The following is an 18,931-nucleotide window of genomic DNA, read 5'->3' on the forward strand; positions in this document are numbered from 1 at the left end:
TGTCAATCGAAGTTGTAGGACAACCGGAAAAAACCGGATCGGGGGGGAGCGGACCATGCGCAGCGCGGGCACCAGATCGGGCAGGATTTCAGCAACCGAAGGATACCAGCCGATGCAGGGTTCGTGCGGATGAACCAGCAGGCCACGCCAACGATCAACGACGTCGCCCGCATTGCCGAGGTTTCGAAGAAAACCGTCAGCCGGGTCGTCAACCGATCACCCTTCATCAGCGATACGACGCGTGCGCGGGTTCAGGCGGTGATCGACGATCTGGGCTACACGCCAAACCTCCAGGCGCGCGGACTGGCGCTGCGCCGCAACTTCCTGATCGGCCTGATCCACGACAATCCCAATTCGCAGATGGTCGTCGGCGTCGAGCGCGGGATATTGTCGGCCATCCAGGGCACCGAATTCGCGCTGGTCGTTCAGCCGGTGGACCGTGGGTCGCCCGATCTGCTCGATCACGTCCGGCAGTTTCTCGAACTCCACCGTCTGTTCGGCGTGATGCTGCTGCCGCCGATTTCCGAGATCGATGCTTTGGGCAATCTCTGTGCCTCGCTCCGATGCCGGTACGTGCGCATGGGGTCCGCGCTGCTCGACGAGGAACCGCACTGCGTCGCGTAGAACGATGCCGAAGCCGTGACGGAGGCGGTCGCGTATCTGATCGCGCAGGGGCATAGCCGGATCGGCCTCGTCACCGGGCCGGACGGGTTCCGCTCGGCATTGGAGCGTCGCCAGGGTTTCGAGAAGGCCCTGCGCGGCGCGGGTATCCCGATTTCGCCGTCGCTCATCGTGACGGGAGATTACCGCTTCGATTCCGGCGTGGCGGCCGGACGGCGACTGCTCGGCAGGGCCCGGCGACATACCGCGATCTTTGCGTCCAACGATGCGATGGCGGCGGGCGTATTGCATGCCGCACGGCATCTTGGCCTTTCCGTGCCACAGGACGTCTCCGTCATCGGCTTCGACGATACGGAGATTGCAAGCCATGTCTGGCCGCCGCTGACCACGGTGCGATGGCCGATCGAGGCGATGGCTCGATCGGGCGTGCGCAAACTGCTGACCGGGCTGATCGGGCAATCGGCCGATCCCGAACAGTCGCTGTTCGCGTCCAAGCTGGTGCTGCGCGACTCCGTGGCACAGCGGATGTCGGCACCGGCCCGCATGACGTCGGTGAGGAGAGCGATATGAAATTCGGCCGTTCGGTCGCGGTGCTGACCCTGTTGGCGGCGACCGCAATGACTGCTCAGGGACGCGACGATGACCGGCCAGCGCTGGTCGCCAAGACCAAACTGCAACCGCCTTCCCCGGCCGATCGGCAACGCCGCGCCGCGGTCGTCGTGGCCCCGTATCGATACGGGGATATTCTGTGGGAGAACGACCGCACCGCGCACCGTATCTATGGTCGCCCGCTGGAGGCGATCGAGCCGCCATCGTCCTCCGGGATCGACGCGTGGGGCAAGGCGGTCCCTTGGCCATTCATGGACCGCCAGCTCCGCACCGGGCACCAGCACGATTATCAGGGCGAGGGCCTCGACTTCTACAACGTGAATGCGTCTCGGGGCGCCGGCGGGATCGGGATCTGGCACGACAACAAGCTTTGGACGTCGCGCAACTATGCCCGTCATCGCATCCTGCGGGACGGGCCTAATGTCGCCAGTTTCGAGGTTGATTACGACCCCTGGCCCGTCGATACGGGACGGAAGGTATGGGAGACGCGGAGTTTCTCGCTTCCAGCCGGATCGAACTTCACGCGCATGACCTCCACGATCCGGTCCGACCGGACGGGCGAAATCATCGTCGGTATAGGTATCGGCAAACGGGTTACGAGCGATGGGAAGCTGGGGACGCTGTCCGTCGATCGCCCGGACGGAAAGATGACGTGGTGGAGCCCGCAGGATCCCGTACGCGGGCGGTTGGGCGTCGCCGTGATGGTCGATCCGTCGCAGATCGTCGGCGTCACCGAGGATTACGACAATTACCTCGTCCTGCTTCGGGTCACACCCGGGCGGCCGTTCGTCTATTACATGGGCAGCGCATGGACCGGCGGCCGCGACTTTCACGACCGCGCGCGCTGGGAACGATATGTCTCCGCCGAACGGCCTGACTTCCGGGTTAAATAGTCACCTGTCCAACGCCCGTATCCCCGCCAGGCCGGTTGTCATACAAATCTTGACTCGCCCGCTTTCTTTGAAGAAGCCCGGCGCGCGGCACAAAGCGCAGAGGACGGGAGGAGAGAATGGGTGTTGTCGGGTATCGTCCGCTGCTAACGATATCGTCATGACGACCAAAGCCGCTTCCCTTGCCGACGATCTCGTCCTGCAATTCGAACGACGTATCGAAGCCGGGGAGATGCCGCCGGGGTCGCGCTTTCCGACGGAAAAGTCGATCACCGACAGCGCGCGCGTGAGCCGGACCGTCGTGCGTGAGGCCTTTGCGCGTCTTGCCGCTCGCGGATTGCTGGAATCGCGTCGCGGATCGGGCGCCTATGTGCCGGAAAGTGCGCGCTACCAAGCGTTTCAGGTGACGCCGCAGGAAATGGGGGAACGATCTGACGTCCTGAAGCTGCTGGAAATGCGGATGGCGCTGGAGTCCGAAATGGCGGATCTCGCGGCACGTCGTCGGACCGACGCGGATATCGCCGAGATGCGACTGTGGAACGAACGGATGCGCGACAGTACCGATATCGGTGCCGCGATCACCGCCGACATGGCCTTTCACCGGGCGATCGCATCGGCCACCCGCAACGAATATTATCTTCGCTTCATGGACTTTCTCGGCGTGCGGCTCGTGCCGTCGCGCCGGCTGTATCTTCGCGATCGCGCGGACTCCGAACATCGCGCCTATGCGCGCGGCATCTACCGCGATCACGATGCGATCTTCACCGCCATCGCCAATGGCGATCATGCCAAGGCGCGGCGGGCTGCGCGCCGTCACATGCAGAAGAGCCTCGAACGTCATCGCTATCTCGACGAAGAAATCGCCGAAGACAGCATCGTGCCGCAAGACAGCGACACCACGGCATAGCGCCATCTATATGCAGGTGAGCGGAACACCCGGCGATCGCCGGGCATGATCGAAGAGCATTGCCCGGGAGAGTTCGTACCATGCTCATGACGCCGACGATGCGCTGGTTCGGCCCGCCCGATCCCGTGTCGCTTCGTGATATCCGTCAGTCGGGCGCGACGGAGGTCGTCACGGCGCTGCACGACATTCCCAACGGAGCGATCTGGCCGATCGAGATGATCGCCGAGCGCCGGACAATGATCGAACGCGCCGGTCTCGGATGGAGCATCGTGGAAAGCCTGCCGGTCGATGAAGGGATCAAAACGCGCGGCCGCGATTGGACGCGCCTCATCGACCATTACCAACAGAGCCTCCGTCATCTTGCGGCATGCGGCATCACGGTCGTCACCTACAATTTCATGCCGCTGCTCGATTGGACACGCACCGATCTGGCCTGGCCGCTGCCGGATGGGGCGTTGGCGCTGCGGTTCGAGCTGGAAGCCGTCGCTGCCTATGACGTCTTCATCCTGCGTCGGCCGGGCGCGGAGAACGACTATGCGACCGATATCATGACCGCGGCGACGCGCCGGTTCGAGCGGATGTCGATGATAGAGCGCGCGACGCTGGAACGGACGATCCTCGCGGGCCTGCCGGGCAGCGAGGAAAGCTTTACGTCGTCGGAATTCCTGACCGCGATCGGCGCATATGCCGCGATCGACGCCGCGACCTTGCGGGACAATCATGTCGCCTTTCTCGAAGCGGTTTGCCCGGTGGCGGACGAACTCGGCATCCGGCTGGTCGTCCATCCCGACGATCCACCCTTCCCCATCTTCGGGCTACCCCGCGTCGTGAGTACTGAGGCGGACATCGCCTGTCTGTTCGATCGCGTGCCTAACGCTTCGAACGGCCTCTGCTTCTGCGCAGGCTCACTCGGCGTCCGCGCGGACAACGACCTGCCGGGCATGGTCGAACGTCTGGGTGACCGGATTGGATTCCTGCACCTCCGGTCGGTGCAGCGCGAGGCACGGGGCGCATTCCACGAAGCCTGTCATCTGGACGGCGGCGCGAATATGCCGGCGATCGTCTCGGCGGTTCATGCGCTGCAGATGCGATCCGGCCGGTCCATTCCGATGCGCCCGGACCACGGCCACCAGATGCTGGACGACCTGACCAAGCGGACCAACCCCGGCTATTCGCTGCTCGGCCGGATGCGTGGACTTTCGGAGTTGCGAGGTCTTGAGCGGGGCATAGCGTTCGAGCGATCCTGCGAAGACGACAGGTCGCGCCCCTGAGCCGGGACCTTCGCCGCATTTCTCTCACCCCTTCGCGGCCACCGCGCCAAGCTCCTCCAGATCGAGATCATGTTCGAGATCGTGAAGCGTTTCATCGTCTATCGCGCCGCTGCGATGCAGCCGAACCAGTTCTTCTCGCCCTGCGGCAACCGCCGATATGATCACGTCGAAGTGACTGGCAATCGCCATATCACGCTCATCCGAAGTACCTTGGAACGCGTCCGCCGCCGTCGCGCGCGTACGATAACGGCGGAGAAGTTGCGGGTGGAGCACCGTCCCGTCCGCTCCGATCGCCTCGCGCTCGACCGCGGCCAGTTGTGCCTGAAAAATCCTCGTTTCCGCAGCATGCATATCCAATGGCGGCCGCGTGCTGCCGTCTTCAGGCGGCTTCATGCGCCGGATGACCCAGCCGAGCGATGTCCCCTGAACCAGAACGGTCACCAGGATCGCGACGAAAGCGGTTACGAGCATAAGGTCGCGGGCAGGCATCGCGGCGGGAAGCGAAAGGGCAACCGCCAGCGTAACCACGCCCCGCATCCCGGCCCAGCTCATGACCGTTGCGGCGCGCGGCCCAAGCGGCTGGTGCCGCGTCAGACCCAAGCGGCAGCCAGCACTGACCAGCGCATCGACCCCGAATATCCACAGGAACCGTGCGACGACCACCGCCAGGACGATGAGCAGCACCGGTTCGGCCATCGTGTCCACCACGACGCCGAGCCCGCCGACACGATCCAGCAACCCGCGCAGCGACAGGCCGATCAGCAGGAACACTGCGGCCTCCAGCAGAAATACCAGCACCTGCCAGAATGCCAGCGCGCGGATACGGACACTCGCGTTGAACACGACGTGCTGATACCATCCGCACGTCAGACCGGCGGTGACGACGGCGATCACGCCCGAGACATGCAGCAGTTCGGCTGCGATATAGGCGCTCCAGCAGACCAGCACGGTCGCCGCGATCATCAGCGTATCGTCGCCCAGTCGACGCAGCAGGAACACCCACAAACCGCCGATCGCACCGCCGACGATGATCCCGCCGACGACCAGCAGGAAGAAGGTACCCGTTGCGGCCCCGAGGTCGAAACTGCCCGTCAGTACGGCGGCTACGGCAAACCGGAACAGCACCAGTCCCGCCGCATCGTTCAACAGGCTTTCGCCCTCCAGCAATGTGGTCAGGCGGCGCGGAAGTTTTACCCGCTGCAGCACGGCGCGCGCGGAAACGGCATCCGGCGGCGAGAGAATCGCGCCTAAGGCAACGCAGGCCGCCCAGGGCAGATCGGGCATCAGCATCCTGGTCACGATCGCGACGACCGCAGTGGTGAAGAAGACCGCGCCGACCGCGAGTGACAGGATACCCGCCATATGACGCCGGAATGGTGCGATTGCGGTGAACCATGCACCGTCCATCAGCAATGGCGGTAGGAACAGGACGAGAACCAGTTCGGGATCGATCGCGATGCCGTGCAGCCCCGGTACGAACGCAACCGCACTGCCGCCGATGATCAGCGCGGCGGCGGGTGGCAGCGACAATCGCCGGGCAAGGTAATGCAGCCCGAGCACGACAAGAAACATGCCGATGATCAGCTCGAAATTCGCCGCTGGATGCACGAAGCCGCCCCTTTCCGTTTTCGCCCGCTTTGCTGTGCAATCAGCCCGGTACGGCGTCAACTTTGGGTGATAAACGGCGTTCGTACTACGGCCTCAGGCGGTTCCGCTGCAGCGGGCAGGACGTCGGCGGGTACCGTACCCAGCGCGATATGTTCCTCGCGGAAACGTCCGAGCAAGGTCATCAGAATGTTGCTGCGCGCCCGGTACACGTCCCGCGGCGAGTTGACGTGCGCCAGGCAATTGAACAGCACCCGGCCGTCATTCAGTCCGTCGATGAAAACAGCGGGCGCGGGCTTTTCCAGAACGCTGCTCTCCGCCCCGATCGCGTCCAGCACGATGCGGCGCACCAGTTGCGGATCGGTCAGCAGCGGCACGGAGAACTGGATCTGGATGCGGCCGTGATTGTCGCCCAGCGTCTTGTTTAGCACCGTTTTCGTGATCAATTCGGAATTCGGCACGATGAGGGTCGAGTGATCCGCGAGCTCGATTTCGGTCGAACGGACGCTGATCCGCTTTACGTCGCCCTCGTCGGTGCCGACGCGGATCAGATCGCCGATCTTGATTGGCCGCTCGGCCAACAAGATAAGGCCCGACACGAAATTCTGCGTGATCGCCTGAAGGCCGAAACCGATGCCGACGGACAGAGCCGACAGGAGCAAGGCGACGCGTTCGACACCGATCCCGAGCGATGCGAGCGCCCAGATTGCCGCCAGGGCGATGCCGACATAGCGGGCGATCAGGCTTACCGAATTGCGGCCCGACCCGTCGAGATCGGTCACCGGCAGGTAGCGCCCCTCCAGCCATCCCATGAACGCCCGGACCAGTCCCAGCCCGATCACGAGAACGACGATGCCGCGCAGGATCGCGCCCGGCGAGATCGATACGCCGCCGATCTCCACGCCCTGCGCGAGCGTACCCAATCGGCCGAAGATCGATCCGATCGCACCGCCCGTGCCGAACGGCGTCATCCACATGCCGAGCGCGATCAGTACGAGCGCGATGCGCAGCACGCCCGACAGCAACAGTCCGAATTGCGCGACCATGCTGCCGCGGATGCCGAGTGCCCGGGTCATGACCCCGCCGAACTGGCTGTCGCGAGAGAAGATCGTGGTCGCGACGTCGTCGGCGGCAGCCAGGGACAGGTACAACGCGGAGCCCAAGACGGTCGTCCAGGCGACGAACTGCGCGATGAACAAAGTCAGCCCGACATAGCCAACCAGCAGCGCGACGAAGGCCACGAGCAGCAGCAACCACAGCGCCAGCGTGACGATTCCCAGCCCGGCGGTTGTCGATCTGCTACCGGCATCGGGATCGTCGGCGCGCGCCACGCGAAGCCGACCCAGCACGATCAGGAATGCTGCAATCAACATCAGGTGGAGCAGCGCTTGCACGGTTTCGGTCGCGACCACTGCGGCGTGGCTTGCCCCCACGTTCGTGTTGAACGCCGTCCACATGATGCTGACACCGGACAGGAGCGCGAGTATCCAGGAAAGCGGTCGCAGGCGGCCGGCGGTATCGTCGTCCATCGATGCGATACGCCAGGAGGATTGGCCTCGCATCAGCACCGCACCGGTGACCGACGCGGTGAAGCCGGCGAAACCAGCGGCGACGGTCGCCGCATCAAACAGCCCGCCCCACCGTTCGGGCAGCAGCCCGGCCCAGCGCAGCCCCTGAAAGAAGGCTGCTGCGGCAAGGGTCGGCGCCAGCGTCCCGGTCAGCACGCGCCAGATCGCGCTCCCCGATCGCCGCAGCCGGTGTCCGGGTGCGCCCTCGATCAGATAACGGCGCCCGAACTGGCGTGCATACACCCGGGCGGGGAAGAGGAGGACTAACGCGAGCAGCGCGCCCAGCAGCGCCTGCCACGGAATGCCGCCCCGCCACACCGTTCGAATCTGGTCGAACCCCTGTGACCAGAACAACGCGACACGGCGCACATCGCGCGGTGTGGAGTCGATCACGGCCCGCCAGAAGGACGGGGTGAGCGGCGACGCGACGCGGGTTGATACGGCCTGACTGAATTCCTCCACCTGACCGCGATCGATTTCTGCGATCAGCTGCGCGGCCTCGACCCCGGCCAAGCCCCCGCGCTTGATCGCGGCGTCGATCGCGCTCCGCTGCTGCGCGAGCGTGGCGCGCTGCTGGCGGATGACGGGGTCCTCCTGCGTGCCTTCCGTCGCGCTGCCCAGCCCGGCGACGCGTGCCTCGATCAGCGCCAGTTGTTCGCCGAGTTGGCGGACGGCGTCCGCGCTCGCCTGTTGGGCGGCCAGTGCCTTGCTGCGCAACTGCTTCTGGGTGGTCGCGTCGGCACGTCCATCCAGCGATCGATCGACCGAGCGGATGTCCGCCTCGGCCTGGGCGAGCTGTTCCGACAGGCTGCCGAGCGACGTTTGCTGGGCGAACGACGTTTGCGGGGCGACCATCAGGACCGCCAGCATTACCAGAGTTAATAGCCGTTGAAACACAGAAGCGACTTTCGCGGAATGACTCACCGCGCCGCGTTGCATCACTCTCGCGGACTTCGTCAAACCGAAGCGGGGGGGGTTGAACCTTAATCGACCGCGCGAAGTCGCTTCAATACCGGCGGCACGTGCAGCAATTCGTCGACGCGCGCCGCGAGATCGACCTGCCGGAACGGCTTGGCGAGCCTTGGTACGTCCATCGGCACGTCCTCCCCGGTCGCGGCATAGCCGGTGATCAGCAGGACTGGCAGCCCCTGCCCTGCGCCGCGCAATTCGCCGATCATCGCTGCTCCCGTCATGCCGGGCATTAGATAATCGGTGATGAGCAGATCGACTTCCAGACCGCCACGCAATGCGCTGAGCGCCTCGCTTCCCGATGCCGCCTCGACGACGCGGTAGCCGACGTCGCGCAGCATGTCGGCGGTGGCCGAACGCACGATCTCCTCGTCATCGACCAGCAGGATCTTGGCGGCCCGGCGGGCAGGCACCGGTTCGCTGCGCTGATTTGCGACCGGCTCCAGTTCATCCGTGGAGATCGGGATCCACAGCTCCACGCTCGTGCCGCGCCCCAATTCGCTGGACAGCGTCAACGTACCGCCGGACTGCGCCGCAAGCCCGTGGATCATCGACAGACCGAGTCCGGTCCCTTTCCCCACGCCCTTGGTCGAGAAGAAGGGCTCGGTCGCGCGCGCCAGCGTGGCCTTGTCCATGCCGATACCGGTATCGTTGGCGAGGATCCGGACGTAGCGGCCCGCCTCCAGCCCGACCGAATTGCGCTCTCCCAGCGTATCGCTGGCGACCGTCATGCGCAGTTGCCCGCCCCCGGGCATGGCATCGCGCGCGTTGATCGCGAGGTTCAGCAGGGCGAGTTCCAGCTGGTTGGGATCGACGCGCGCCGGCGGCAAACCGTCCGGCAGTTCGAGGATGACCTTGACCGTTGGGCCGAGCGATCTGCGGATAAGATCGGCGATCCCGTCGATCAAAGTCGAGACATTGACCGCCTTGGGCTGCAACGCCTGGCGCCGGGCAAAGGCAAGCAGGCGTTGGGTCAGCGTGGCGGCGCGTTCGGCCGCCTGCAACGCGTTGCCGACCATGCGCTGCGTCCGCTCGTCATCCTTGTGCCGGCGCCGGACGAGATCGAGGCTGCCGACGATCGGTGTCAACAGGTTGTTGAAGTCATGCGCGACGCCCCCGGTCAACTGGCCGATCGCATCCATCTTTTGGGCCTGGGCGAGTTGCGCGTCCGCTTCGCGCCGTGTCGTTACGTCGGTAACAACACCCATCAGGGCGACGGGGTTGCCCGCGTCGTCACATCGCATCCGCCCCTTTTTGGTGATCCAGCGCTGGCTGCCGTCGGCACCGCGGATCTCGCACTCGATATCGAAATGCCCCGATGACCTGGCCGTTTCGAACGCCTGGGCGATGCGCGCACGTTCCTCGACCGGGACGTGCGTCAGCATTCGCGCGATCGACCAGTCTGCCTGAAGATCGGCATAGCCGAAAATCTCGTCGTGCCTCGCGCTGCGCCGGATTGACCCCGTCGAAAGGTCGAGTTCCCAGCTACCCATATCCGCCGCGCTCAAGGCGAATTCCAGGTTGGTTCGCGCTGCGGCAAGTTCGGATGTCCGGGCGGCGACCGCTGCTTCCATCGAGATCCGCCGCGGAGCGGATCTCATACTGGCGCTGACGTGCCTTGATCGCGGACCGGACCGCGCCGATCATCGCTTCGGCATGCAAGGGCCGTTCGAGCATCACCACGTTGCCGAGATCGACCACCTGTTCCGCCGCACGCGCGGAGCGCGGCGCGCGCGCACCGTTGGAGAGCATCACGAACGGCAAGTCCGACCAGGTCGGTTGGCGCGCCACCCAATCCAGCAGCTCCGTCCGTCCGGCCTCGCCCAAGGCCTCTTCGGTGATAAGTACCGCAGCGACTCCGCGCGGCAATTCGTCGACCAAAGCCGCCAGCGACGGCGCGATCTCCGCCTCGATATTGTGCCGCCGCAAAAGCCCCGCGGCGATCATCGCATCGCGTCCGCGTGGCGCCAGGATCAGGACACGGTCGTCCACTTCAGGCGTCCCCGGCCCCGGCCCCCGGCTCGCTCGCCGCCATCAAGGCCTGGCCCTGCCCGGAGAAGTTCGGCACGCCCGTCAGCACACCCTGAAAATCGCGCAAAGGCTCGCCTAGCCTGATCCCGTCATGGTCTATGCGGAATTCGCGGATCGTCCGTTCGTGCTGCGCGGTGCGGGTCTTGATCACTGATATTGCTTGCCGGACCTCTCCGAACGCCTCGAAATATCGCAGTTGCACGGCCGTATCGGCAAGATAGCTCAGATCCACGTCCGCCCGGACGTCGCCCATGATGCCGTGCATCCCCAGAATCAGCATGGTCACCACGCCGCTTTGTCCCAGATATGTCAGCAATTCGTGCATCTGAAGGATCAGGAACTGCTCGCTCGGCATCGATTGGAGATAGGCGTTCAGGCTGTCGATCACGATCATCCGCGCCTGATCGTCCTCCACCGACGCCCGGACCGTCGCGGCGAACTCGCCCGGCGACAGTTCGGCCGGGTCGATCGCGCGCAGGTCGAGACTGCCGGAATCGATGAAGGGCTGCAGATCCATGCCGAGCGCCCGCGACCGCGAAAGCAAGGTCGGCGCGCGTTCGTCGAACAGATAATAAGCGGCTTTCTCGCCGCGCCGAAGCGCCGCGACCATGCATTGTACGGTCGCCGTGGTCTTTCCGACGCCGGCCGGACCGGTCAGCAACGTGGCGGTTCCGGGCACCAGCCCCCGCCCAGCAAAGCGTCGAACGCCGCCGATCCGGTGGAGACGAACGGCATTTCGTGCGCCACGCCATGTTCCGCCGCGACCAGACGGGGATAGATGCACAGCCCTCCCGGTTGAATCTCGAAATCATGATATCCGCCGCGATACCGCACGCCGCGCATCTTCACGACATGCATCCGTCGACGCTGCGCACCGAAACCGGACAATATCTGTTCCAGCGAGATCACGCCGTGCGCGATGCTGTGCAGTTGCAGGTCGCTACCCGAGGCGCTCTTGTCGTCGAGGATCAGCACGGTGCACTGACGCGTCGAGAAATAGTGCTTCAGCGCGAGGATCTGGCGTCGATAGCGCACCGGGCTTTGCGCGAGCAGACGCAGTTCGGACAGACTGTCGATAATCACCCGGGCGGGCCGCAGTTCATCGACCTTCGCCATGATCGCCCGGACGGTCTCGCCAAGTTCGACTTCGCTCGGATGCAACAACGTCTGTTCGTGATCGTCGCCCAACCCGTCGGCGGGCACCATCTCGAAGATCGTGATCGGATCCAGCGACCAGCCATGCGTTTCCGCCACGGCGCGCAGTTCGACCTCGGTCTCGGCGAGCGTGATGTATAGGCCGGACTGACCGTCCTTCGCGCCCCGCAGGAGGAATCCGAGCCCCAGCGTCGTCTTGCCCGTCCCGGGCGTACCCTCGATCAGATACAAACGCTCCGGGGTGAAACCGCCGTTCAGGATATCGTCCAGACCGTCGATTCCGGTCGGGGCGATGCTCTCCATCGAAGTCTTCACGCGAAATATCCTGCAAAACAACACGGGTTATGGCGAATTCGCCATCCCCCGCGTACGACCTAGCCGGTTTGGCCGCGGTCGTATAGAAGGTGAACACCGCCCGTCAGCGCTCTCTTTCCGGCTGCATCGCCATCATCTCCAGCGTCACGCCATTGGTCCAGCCGAAACCGGTCGCGACGGCATATTCGCCACCCCCGCCGGCAAGCCCCGTCTCGACGTCGTATTTCTCGAAGAGCTGCCCGGTCGCAAGATATTGCCGCTCGACGGTCGCCAGCCACCGTGCAGCAATCTCGGCGGCAATACGATCCTCGCCGTACCGCGCCAATCCCGCCACGGCGATCCATTGCAAGGGCGCCCAGCCGTTCGGTGCATCCCATTGCTGCCCCGTCGCGATATCGCTGGTGTTGAGCCCGCCGGGTGCGAGCAGGCGCCCGATGGCCTCGGCCGTGCTTTTCGCACGATCGTCTCGGGCGATCCCGGCGAACAGAGGGAAGGCCATCGCTGCACTGGGCCGATCGATCGGCGCCTGCGCATCAAGGTCGTAATCCGCATAGTGGTTCGACGCATCGCTCCACAGATGCGTTTCGATCGCCGCCTGCCGTGCTGCGGCCCGTGCAGAGAACCTCGTCGCCAGGTCGGCGTCGCCCGCCGCGTCATGAGCACCGGCGATGGATCGTTCCAGGCCGTATAACAGGCTGTTCAGATCGACCGGAACGATGCGCGTGGTCCGGATCGTGGCCAGGGTTCGTCCGTCGCCCAACCAGCGCGAACTGAAATCCCATCCGCTTTCCGCGGCGGCGCGAAGATCGCGCCAGACGTCAGCCGCCGCACGACCCGGTGCCTCGCGCGCAAGATCGACATCCTCGATCCAGGATTCGTCGCGTGGCTGGGCGCTGTCGTCCCAATAGCGGTTGAGCAGCACGCCATCCTTCAGACGCACCACGCGGGCATGTTCGCCGCCGGGCGCGATCTCGTCCGCTCCGGACATCCAGTAGGAATGCTCGGCCGTCATCCACGCCAGACGCTGCTGCCGGCCAGCCACGCTATCGTCGCGCGACAAACCGGCCATCAGGTGGAAGAATGGCGGATGCGACCGGCTGAGATAGTAACTGCGCGTACCGTTCGGGATATGGCCGTACCGCTCGATCAGGCTGCCGAAATCGGCGATCATGTCCTCGACCAGATCCTGCCGCCCCGACCGCGCCAGCCCCAGCATCGTGAAGTAGCTGTCCCAGTAATAGAGTTCGCGGAACCGCCCGCCCGGCACGACATAGGGCCGTGGCAGCGACAGCGCCGAGGAACCGGCCGGCGTAGTGACCGTCTCGCGCGTGAGATCGTCCCACAAAGCGTGAATATGGTCGGCCAGCGGCAACCGATCGCGCGCCGGCATCTCGCGCTCCGTCGGCAGATCGAAATTGCGCACGACGAAGGCGCGAAGCTCCTCGTCGTTCATGTCGGCCCTGTCTGCCCAATTCGACATGATGTCCGCTGCGGACCGGAGCGGCACGGCATCGGCAAAGGTCTTGGAATCCGCGAACAGACGGCGTTCCTGAACCGCGACGAACAGGCTGCCGAACAAATTGGACGGAATGGCGACAATCATCGTCACGCCGCCACGCTCTTGCCGAGCGACCGGCGAATGAACCCGAGCGCGATCGCGATCAGGGCGATCGGCACCAGCGCGAAGTAGAAGGCGATCTGTCCCGAAACATGTTGGAACAGCAGTCCGGTCAGGAACGAACCGATCGTGCCACCAAGCGCGGAGAAGACCACGATCATCCCGATCATCGCGGCATGACGATGCTTGGGCAGCGCGCTGAGCACGATCGAGCACAAGGTCGGGTAGATCGGGGCCAGGAACACGCCCAGCAGCGGGAACAGGAATGCCGCGATCGGAGCGGTCGTCCACGTCACGTCGGGACGCGCGACCAATCCTTGCGTGGCCGGCAGCGTCGCGACGATCAGCAGCGCCACGCATGCCAGGCACCCAAGCAATACGGGCAGCCAGTCGAACCGCCGCAGGACAATTCCCGAAACGAGCCGCCCAAAGGCGAGCGCGCCCACGAAAATGCTCGACATCTGCACGCTCATCGCCGGTGGCAGGTGCAGCACTTCGTTATTGAAGGTCGGCAACCACGTGCCGACGCTCTGTTCCAGCAGAACGTAGCAGAATATGCCGGCGAGGAACGCGATGGTCGCGGGCAAGGCGGCCAGCGACAGCATCTCGCGCCAGCCGCTGGGCGTGTCCTCCGAATTTACGATCGCCGCAGACTCGTCGAGTGGAGTGGCCCACCACAGCAGGCTCGCCACCGTGCAAAGCGCCGCGAGTACCCAATAGACGTGCAGCCAGTCCCGGCCGGAGTCGTCCGTGCCGACGAACCAGCCGAACAGCCATACCCCCGCCAGCAGCCCGACCATGAAAACGCCCTCGATGATCCCGGTGATGCTGGCATGGTCCGCGGGGTCGCGCGCGAGCAATCCGATCGCGGCATAAGTCGATACTTTCGCGATACCGAATGCCAGCCCGGTGACGACGAACAAAATCTGCATCGCAACGAATGCCTGCGCAAACGAAGCCGCGACACAGGCGACCGCGATCGCCGCCATGACGCCGATCAATGCGCGGCGATATCCGTAGGCCGGGATGCGCGTTGCCAGCAGGAACGACGCGGCCACGACCGACAGGTCCTTACATGCTTCCAACGTCGAGCCGCCCGGCTTGCTCGTCCCGAAATGGCGGATTGATTGCAGGATCACCACGCCGACGCTGTTCATCAATATGCCGAGCAGCGCGTAGGTCAGCCCCAGCGCGATCAGGGTGCGCAATCGTGTCATCGTCTATCGTGTCCCGGATTGCGGTCGTATGTAGCAGTCACGCGCGGTGTCGCGCGTCGGCAGGCGGGCTATATAGCTGGAACACGCCAGCGGTCATGTACTATGCCCGACATGCGCATAGGGATCGGTCTGCCCCGCAAGCCACGGATCCTTCGTTGCCGCCCGCATCGCCTGAAGGCGCCCGCGCAGATCGGCGAGGACGCTCGCGTAGGCGGGATCGGCGATGACGTTGACGAGTTCCTCCGGGTCGCGTGTCAGATCGTACAGTTCTTCGGCCGGGCGCTTGAGATAGGCCGATTGCGTCCGCTTGCCCAGGCGAGTGGCAGGATCCGCCGCTATCGCCTTCCAGCTTGGCGAACCGGCGACGTCGCCTGCAATCGGGTAATCCAGCGGGTAGGCCAGATTGAGGATATAACTATGGGTGCGCGTCCGCACGCTGCGCATCGGGTAATATTGGTTGATCTCGTGGAAGTCGTGGCTGGCGAAGATAGTATCGCGCCCGGTTCCCTCGTTGGTCCCCAGCAGGGGCAGCAGCGAGGTGCCCGATAGTGGATAGGCGGTCGGCGGCGCGACGCCGGCAAAGTCCAGAATCGTCGGCGCGATATCGACCCAGCTGACCATGGCGCTGTTGACGCTGCCGGTCCGTCCCGGCGCCCGGACGATCAGCGGCAGATGCAATCCCGGGTCGTAGAGATTGGTCTTCGCGCCCGGAAACGGCCGACCGTTGTCGCTGCAGAAGATCACGAGCGTATCCTCCGCGCGCCCCGTCGCAACCAGATCGTCCAGAATCATGCCGACCCCGCTATCGAGCCGGCTAAGCGACTCGTAATATTCCGCGAGGTCCTGACGAACGGCGGGCAGATCCGGCAAGTGCGAGGGGATCGGCACCTTGGCCGGATCGTAGACCGCCGCCTTCACGCCCGGCCAGGTGCGATCGTTGCCATAGTCGACCGCGGCGCGGTGCGGGTCGCTATAGGCCACCGTTACGAAGAACGGCCGGTCGTCGGATGATCGGATGAAACTCGATGCCGCGATCGCCAGTTCGCGCACGTCGCGGATGCCCGAACGCTCGGGCACCAGTTCGACTTCGTACGGAAAGGCGCTGTCCGGTCCGACATGCTTCTTGCCCACTAAGGCGGTTGCATAGCCGGCACGGCGCAGCATGCCCGGCAACGTCTCTATGCCGTCCAGCAACGACTGGTGATGCACGTCGTGCTGCAGCCCGTACATGCCGTTCTGGTGCGTGAAGAGCCCGGTGTTGATGACCGCGCGGCTCGGGCTGCACGACGATACCGCAGCGAAACCATTGGTGAAGCGCGTGCTTTCACGCGCGAAGCGGTCGATGCGCGGGGTGCGGATCGGCGTGCCGTAGCAGCCAAGGTCCGAGCCCTGATCGTCGGAGATCAGCAGCAGCACGTTGCGCTGCGGCTTCGGCGATGCAGCCGCCATCGCGGCCTTGCCATCGACCAGGGCGGCGGCGCCGAGCAACGATGCGCCGAGCAGTACGGAACGCCGATCCATCGGATCACTCCATCGCTACGCTGGAAGAAAAATGCCGGCCCGGACGTATTTCTCGTCCGGGCCGGCAGGTGGAGGAACTGTTAGAACTTCGCCGAAGCGGAGAAGCGGAACGACCGCCCCAAGATCGGACGCGCCAGGATCGCGCCCGTACCCTGCCCGCCGATGATGCGCGGGTTGCCTTCGGTCAGGCCGAGTTCGTCGGTCAGGTTGTTGCCCGTGACCGCGAGGCGCAGGCGGTCCGAGATGTCGACCGAGACGCCCGCATCCAGCTGATAGAAATTGGGCAGGACCTGCTGGTTTTCCGGATCGGAGAAGCGATCACCGGTATATTGCAAGGTGGCGAACAGCGACGGCTTGAAGCCGCCGACATCCACGTCCAGCGCCGGGGTCACGCGCCACGTCCAGCGCGGCTGACGCTGCACCCGGTTACCGGTGTTGTTGATCGCACCATTGCCCGTGAAGAAGCCGCGATAGGTCGCATCCAGGTACGTGCCGGCTGCGGTCAGGCTGAAGCCGCGGAACGGACGCAGCACGCCTTCCATCTCGACGCCCGTCGCCTTTGCCCCACCGACGGCAGTGACCGGCGTAGGGGTAGGATTGGTCGGCGTGGACACGAGGTTGACCGTCGCGAGCCCACCGAACTTGTTATGGAACACGGTGGCGTAGAGGTTGAGCAAGCTGGTCGAAACCTTCACGCCGCCTTCATACGTATCGACTTGCGACACGTTGGTCAGGCCTTCGCGCAGATTGTCGAACTGCGGGAAGCTGTTGCCGCGGCTGTAGCGTGCGAAGGCACCGATCTGACGAGTGAAATCGTAATTCACACCCGCCGTCCACGACCACTCGCTCTTATTATAGTTCACCTGGCGCGGCGAACCGAAGACCGATACGGCATTGTCGTACAACGTCAGCGCGTTGCCATCCAGATTGACCGTTGCGGCGGCTGGCGTGCGGATCGTTCCGTCTACCACATGCTGCTGCCAGCGCACGCCGCCGTCGACGCGCAGTTCCGGCGTGATCTGGAACTCGTCGACACCATATGCGGCATAGTCGGAGCCTTCGTAATAGGCGTTGACGATGAAGCCCGGGCCGCTCGTGAAGCCGTTCTGCGTTGCGGTGCGCCCACCATCCAGCGTCAGGTTGAGCAGACGTGCATTCGGCTCGGCCGCGAGCAGCACCTGGTTACCAAGTGCCCAAGTGTCGCGCGTCGTATAGTTGGCATAATAGAAGCCGCCGGTCAGTTTGTTCGATCCAGTCGACCATTCCATCGCGGTATCCGCGACATAGGAAGTCAGCTTCTTGTCGACTGTCCAGATGCCGGCACGCAGGACCTGCGTCCCCGCGCCGGTCGTCACGGTGCCGCCGCCATTGACGTAGGACAGACGGTTGACCGTGGAGCCCGCACCGCCGAGGTTGATCGCCATCTGCGCGGCGGAGATCGGCGCGTCGGACGGGACCAGCCCGGTCGTGTCGGCCCGTCCGCCGAGATAGCTCATCCGTTCGCGGAAGCGCAGCCCGTCGGCGAGTTCATAGTCGAACGACAGCCCGGTGTTGATCACCTTCGCGCCGCGACCGTCCGCCAGATCGACGCGCTGGCCCGCAACGTTGGTCGTGATCCGCGTCTCGCGACCGGCAAGTGCGCCGGAGCCGTGATCGAAACCGGGATATTCGCTGATCTTGCCGCCGGCGCCGACGACGATCGGGATCGGCAGCAACCACTGGCCGCGATCGTTCAAATAGCGAGCATAGACCTCTACCGACCCCTTGTTGCCGAAGTCGTGATGGATGTTCGCGGTGACCTGGCCGCCCTTTTCGGCACGGAACTGCGGATCGCGCAGGCCATTCCCCTGGGCATAATAGCCGCCGACCATGAAGCCGGTATCTTCCCCGAGCGGGCCGGAAACCCATGCATCGCCGCGGATTTCGTCGAAGTCGGTGTAGGACACCTTGGCCAGGCCGTGGAAATCCTTCCCACCGGTGCGCTGGACGACGTTGACGGTCAGGCCAGGCTGGCCATTCGAGAAGAGCGACCCCGTGCCGCCACGAACCGCTTCGACGCGCTGGACCGTCTCATCCAGCCGAATCAGCTGGGAGTTTTCGAGGAACGACAAGGTCGATGGTGGGAAAACCGGCACGCCCGCGACCTGGAACGTCACGAACTGCGCATCGCCGCCCGATGGGTAGCCGCGCACGAAGATGTTCGCACCATTCTGCCCGCCCGAGCTTTCCGCGCTGATGCCGGGAACCGTGCGCAACAAATCGGCCGTGCTGTTCGGGGCGGCGCGTGCGATCGCCTCATTGCTGATCGTGGTGACGGCGAAAGCCGCGTCCTGACGACGCGTGCCACCACCTGCGGTGCCGACGACGATGATTTCCTGGTCGGGCTCGGCCGCCGTCGCCTGATCGGTCGCAGGCGTCGTCGCGGTCGGTTCGGACGATGGAACGATCTGAGCCTGCGCGGTCGCGGCGATCAGTGCCAGCGGTGCAACGCCGACCATCAGCATGGCATGACGAAACATTGTATTCCTCCCCTTTCGACGACGACATCCTTGTCTGTCGAAGGCCGCATTAGAAAATAATGAAATGCATTTCAAGCATTCTGTTTCAATGCGTTTCGTCAGTGGCTTGCTACCG

Annotated in this window: 13 protein-coding genes and 1 pseudogene; 4 read left to right on the forward strand and 10 right to left on the reverse strand. The window is 64.6% G+C overall.

Annotated features, from left to right (window positions below):
• Positions 1 to 129 precede the first annotated feature (129 nt).
• The 4 genes and pseudogenes from H5J25_RS10375 (at position 130) to uxuA (ending at position 4,298) form a co-directional block, all read left to right on the forward strand.
• A pseudogene (locus tag H5J25_RS10375) lies at positions 130 to 1,191 on the forward strand (LacI family DNA-binding transcriptional regulator).
• Positions 1,188 to 2,123 carry a DUF4861 family protein gene (locus H5J25_RS10380; protein WP_225883046.1) on the forward strand — a complete coding sequence of 312 codons (936 nt, stop codon included), beginning with the start codon at positions 1,188 to 1,190 and terminating at the stop codon, positions 2,121 to 2,123. Before H5J25_RS10375 ends, H5J25_RS10380 begins: the two are co-directional and overlap by 4 nt.
• 157 nt (positions 2,124 to 2,280) lie before the next feature.
• Positions 2,281 to 3,027, forward strand: a complete 747-nt coding sequence (locus H5J25_RS10385) for a FadR/GntR family transcriptional regulator (RefSeq protein ID WP_202090714.1) — start codon at positions 2,281 to 2,283, stop codon at positions 3,025 to 3,027.
• Between the two features lie 86 nt (positions 3,028 to 3,113).
• On the forward strand, positions 3,114 to 4,298 hold the full coding sequence (uxuA, locus tag H5J25_RS10390) for a mannonate dehydratase (RefSeq protein WP_225883047.1): 1,185 nt from the start codon (positions 3,114 to 3,116) through the stop codon (positions 4,296 to 4,298).
• Between the two features lie 24 nt (positions 4,299 to 4,322).
• Here uxuA and H5J25_RS10395 read toward each other — a convergent pair whose 3' ends face one another.
• The 10 genes from H5J25_RS10395 to H5J25_RS10435 form a co-directional block, all read right to left on the reverse strand.
• Positions 4,323 to 5,906: a Na+/H+ antiporter gene (locus H5J25_RS10395; RefSeq protein ID WP_202090718.1), complete on the reverse strand. Its 1,584-nt coding sequence runs from the start codon at positions 5,904 to 5,906 to the stop codon at positions 4,323 to 4,325.
• 56 nt (positions 5,907 to 5,962) lie between these two features.
• Positions 5,963 to 8,341, reverse strand: a complete 2,379-nt coding sequence (locus tag H5J25_RS10400) for a DUF3772 domain-containing protein (RefSeq protein ID WP_225883048.1) — start codon at positions 8,339 to 8,341, stop codon at positions 5,963 to 5,965.
• Between the two features lie 113 nt (positions 8,342 to 8,454).
• Positions 8,455 to 10,014 carry a PAS domain-containing hybrid sensor histidine kinase/response regulator gene (locus tag H5J25_RS10405; protein WP_202090720.1) on the reverse strand — a complete coding sequence of 520 codons (1,560 nt, stop codon included), beginning with the start codon at positions 10,012 to 10,014 and terminating at the stop codon, positions 8,455 to 8,457.
• Complete coding sequence (locus tag H5J25_RS10410) at positions 9,926 to 10,432, reverse strand: hypothetical protein (RefSeq protein ID WP_202090722.1); 507 nt, start codon at positions 10,430 to 10,432, stop codon at positions 9,926 to 9,928. Before H5J25_RS10410 ends, H5J25_RS10405 begins: the two co-directional genes overlap by 89 nt.
• A gap of 1 nt (position 10,433) precedes the next feature.
• Entirely contained in the window at positions 10,434 to 11,150 is a 717-nt protein-coding gene (locus H5J25_RS21370; RefSeq protein WP_318781285.1) for an ATPase domain-containing protein, read from the reverse strand.
• On the reverse strand, positions 11,126 to 11,941 hold the full coding sequence (locus H5J25_RS21375) for an ATPase domain-containing protein (RefSeq protein ID WP_318781286.1): 816 nt from the start codon (positions 11,939 to 11,941) through the stop codon (positions 11,126 to 11,128). Before H5J25_RS21375 ends, H5J25_RS21370 begins: the two co-directional genes overlap by 25 nt.
• 103 nt (positions 11,942 to 12,044) lie before the next feature.
• Entirely contained in the window at positions 12,045 to 13,544 is a 1,500-nt protein-coding gene (treA, locus tag H5J25_RS10420; protein ID WP_202096293.1) for an alpha,alpha-trehalase TreA, read from the reverse strand.
• Positions 13,545 to 13,546: 2 nt separating this feature from the next.
• Positions 13,547 to 14,776, reverse strand: a complete 1,230-nt coding sequence (locus H5J25_RS10425) for an MFS transporter (RefSeq protein WP_202090724.1) — start codon at positions 14,774 to 14,776, stop codon at positions 13,547 to 13,549.
• A 93-nt stretch (positions 14,777 to 14,869) separates the two neighbouring features.
• The gene (locus tag H5J25_RS10430; protein ID WP_202090726.1) at positions 14,870 to 16,297 is read right to left on the reverse strand and encodes a sulfatase family protein; all 1,428 of its coding nucleotides are present in this window, start codon (positions 16,295 to 16,297) and stop codon (positions 14,870 to 14,872) included.
• Between the two features lie 80 nt (positions 16,298 to 16,377).
• Positions 16,378 to 18,816, reverse strand: a complete 2,439-nt coding sequence (locus H5J25_RS10435; protein WP_202090730.1) for a TonB-dependent receptor — start codon at positions 18,814 to 18,816, stop codon at positions 16,378 to 16,380.
• Between the last annotated feature and the right edge of the window lie 115 nt (positions 18,817 to 18,931).

The organism is Sphingomonas aliaeris (genome assembly GCF_016743815.1).
Taxonomy (GTDB): Bacteria; Pseudomonadota; Alphaproteobacteria; order Sphingomonadales; family Sphingomonadaceae; genus Sphingomonas; species Sphingomonas aliaeris.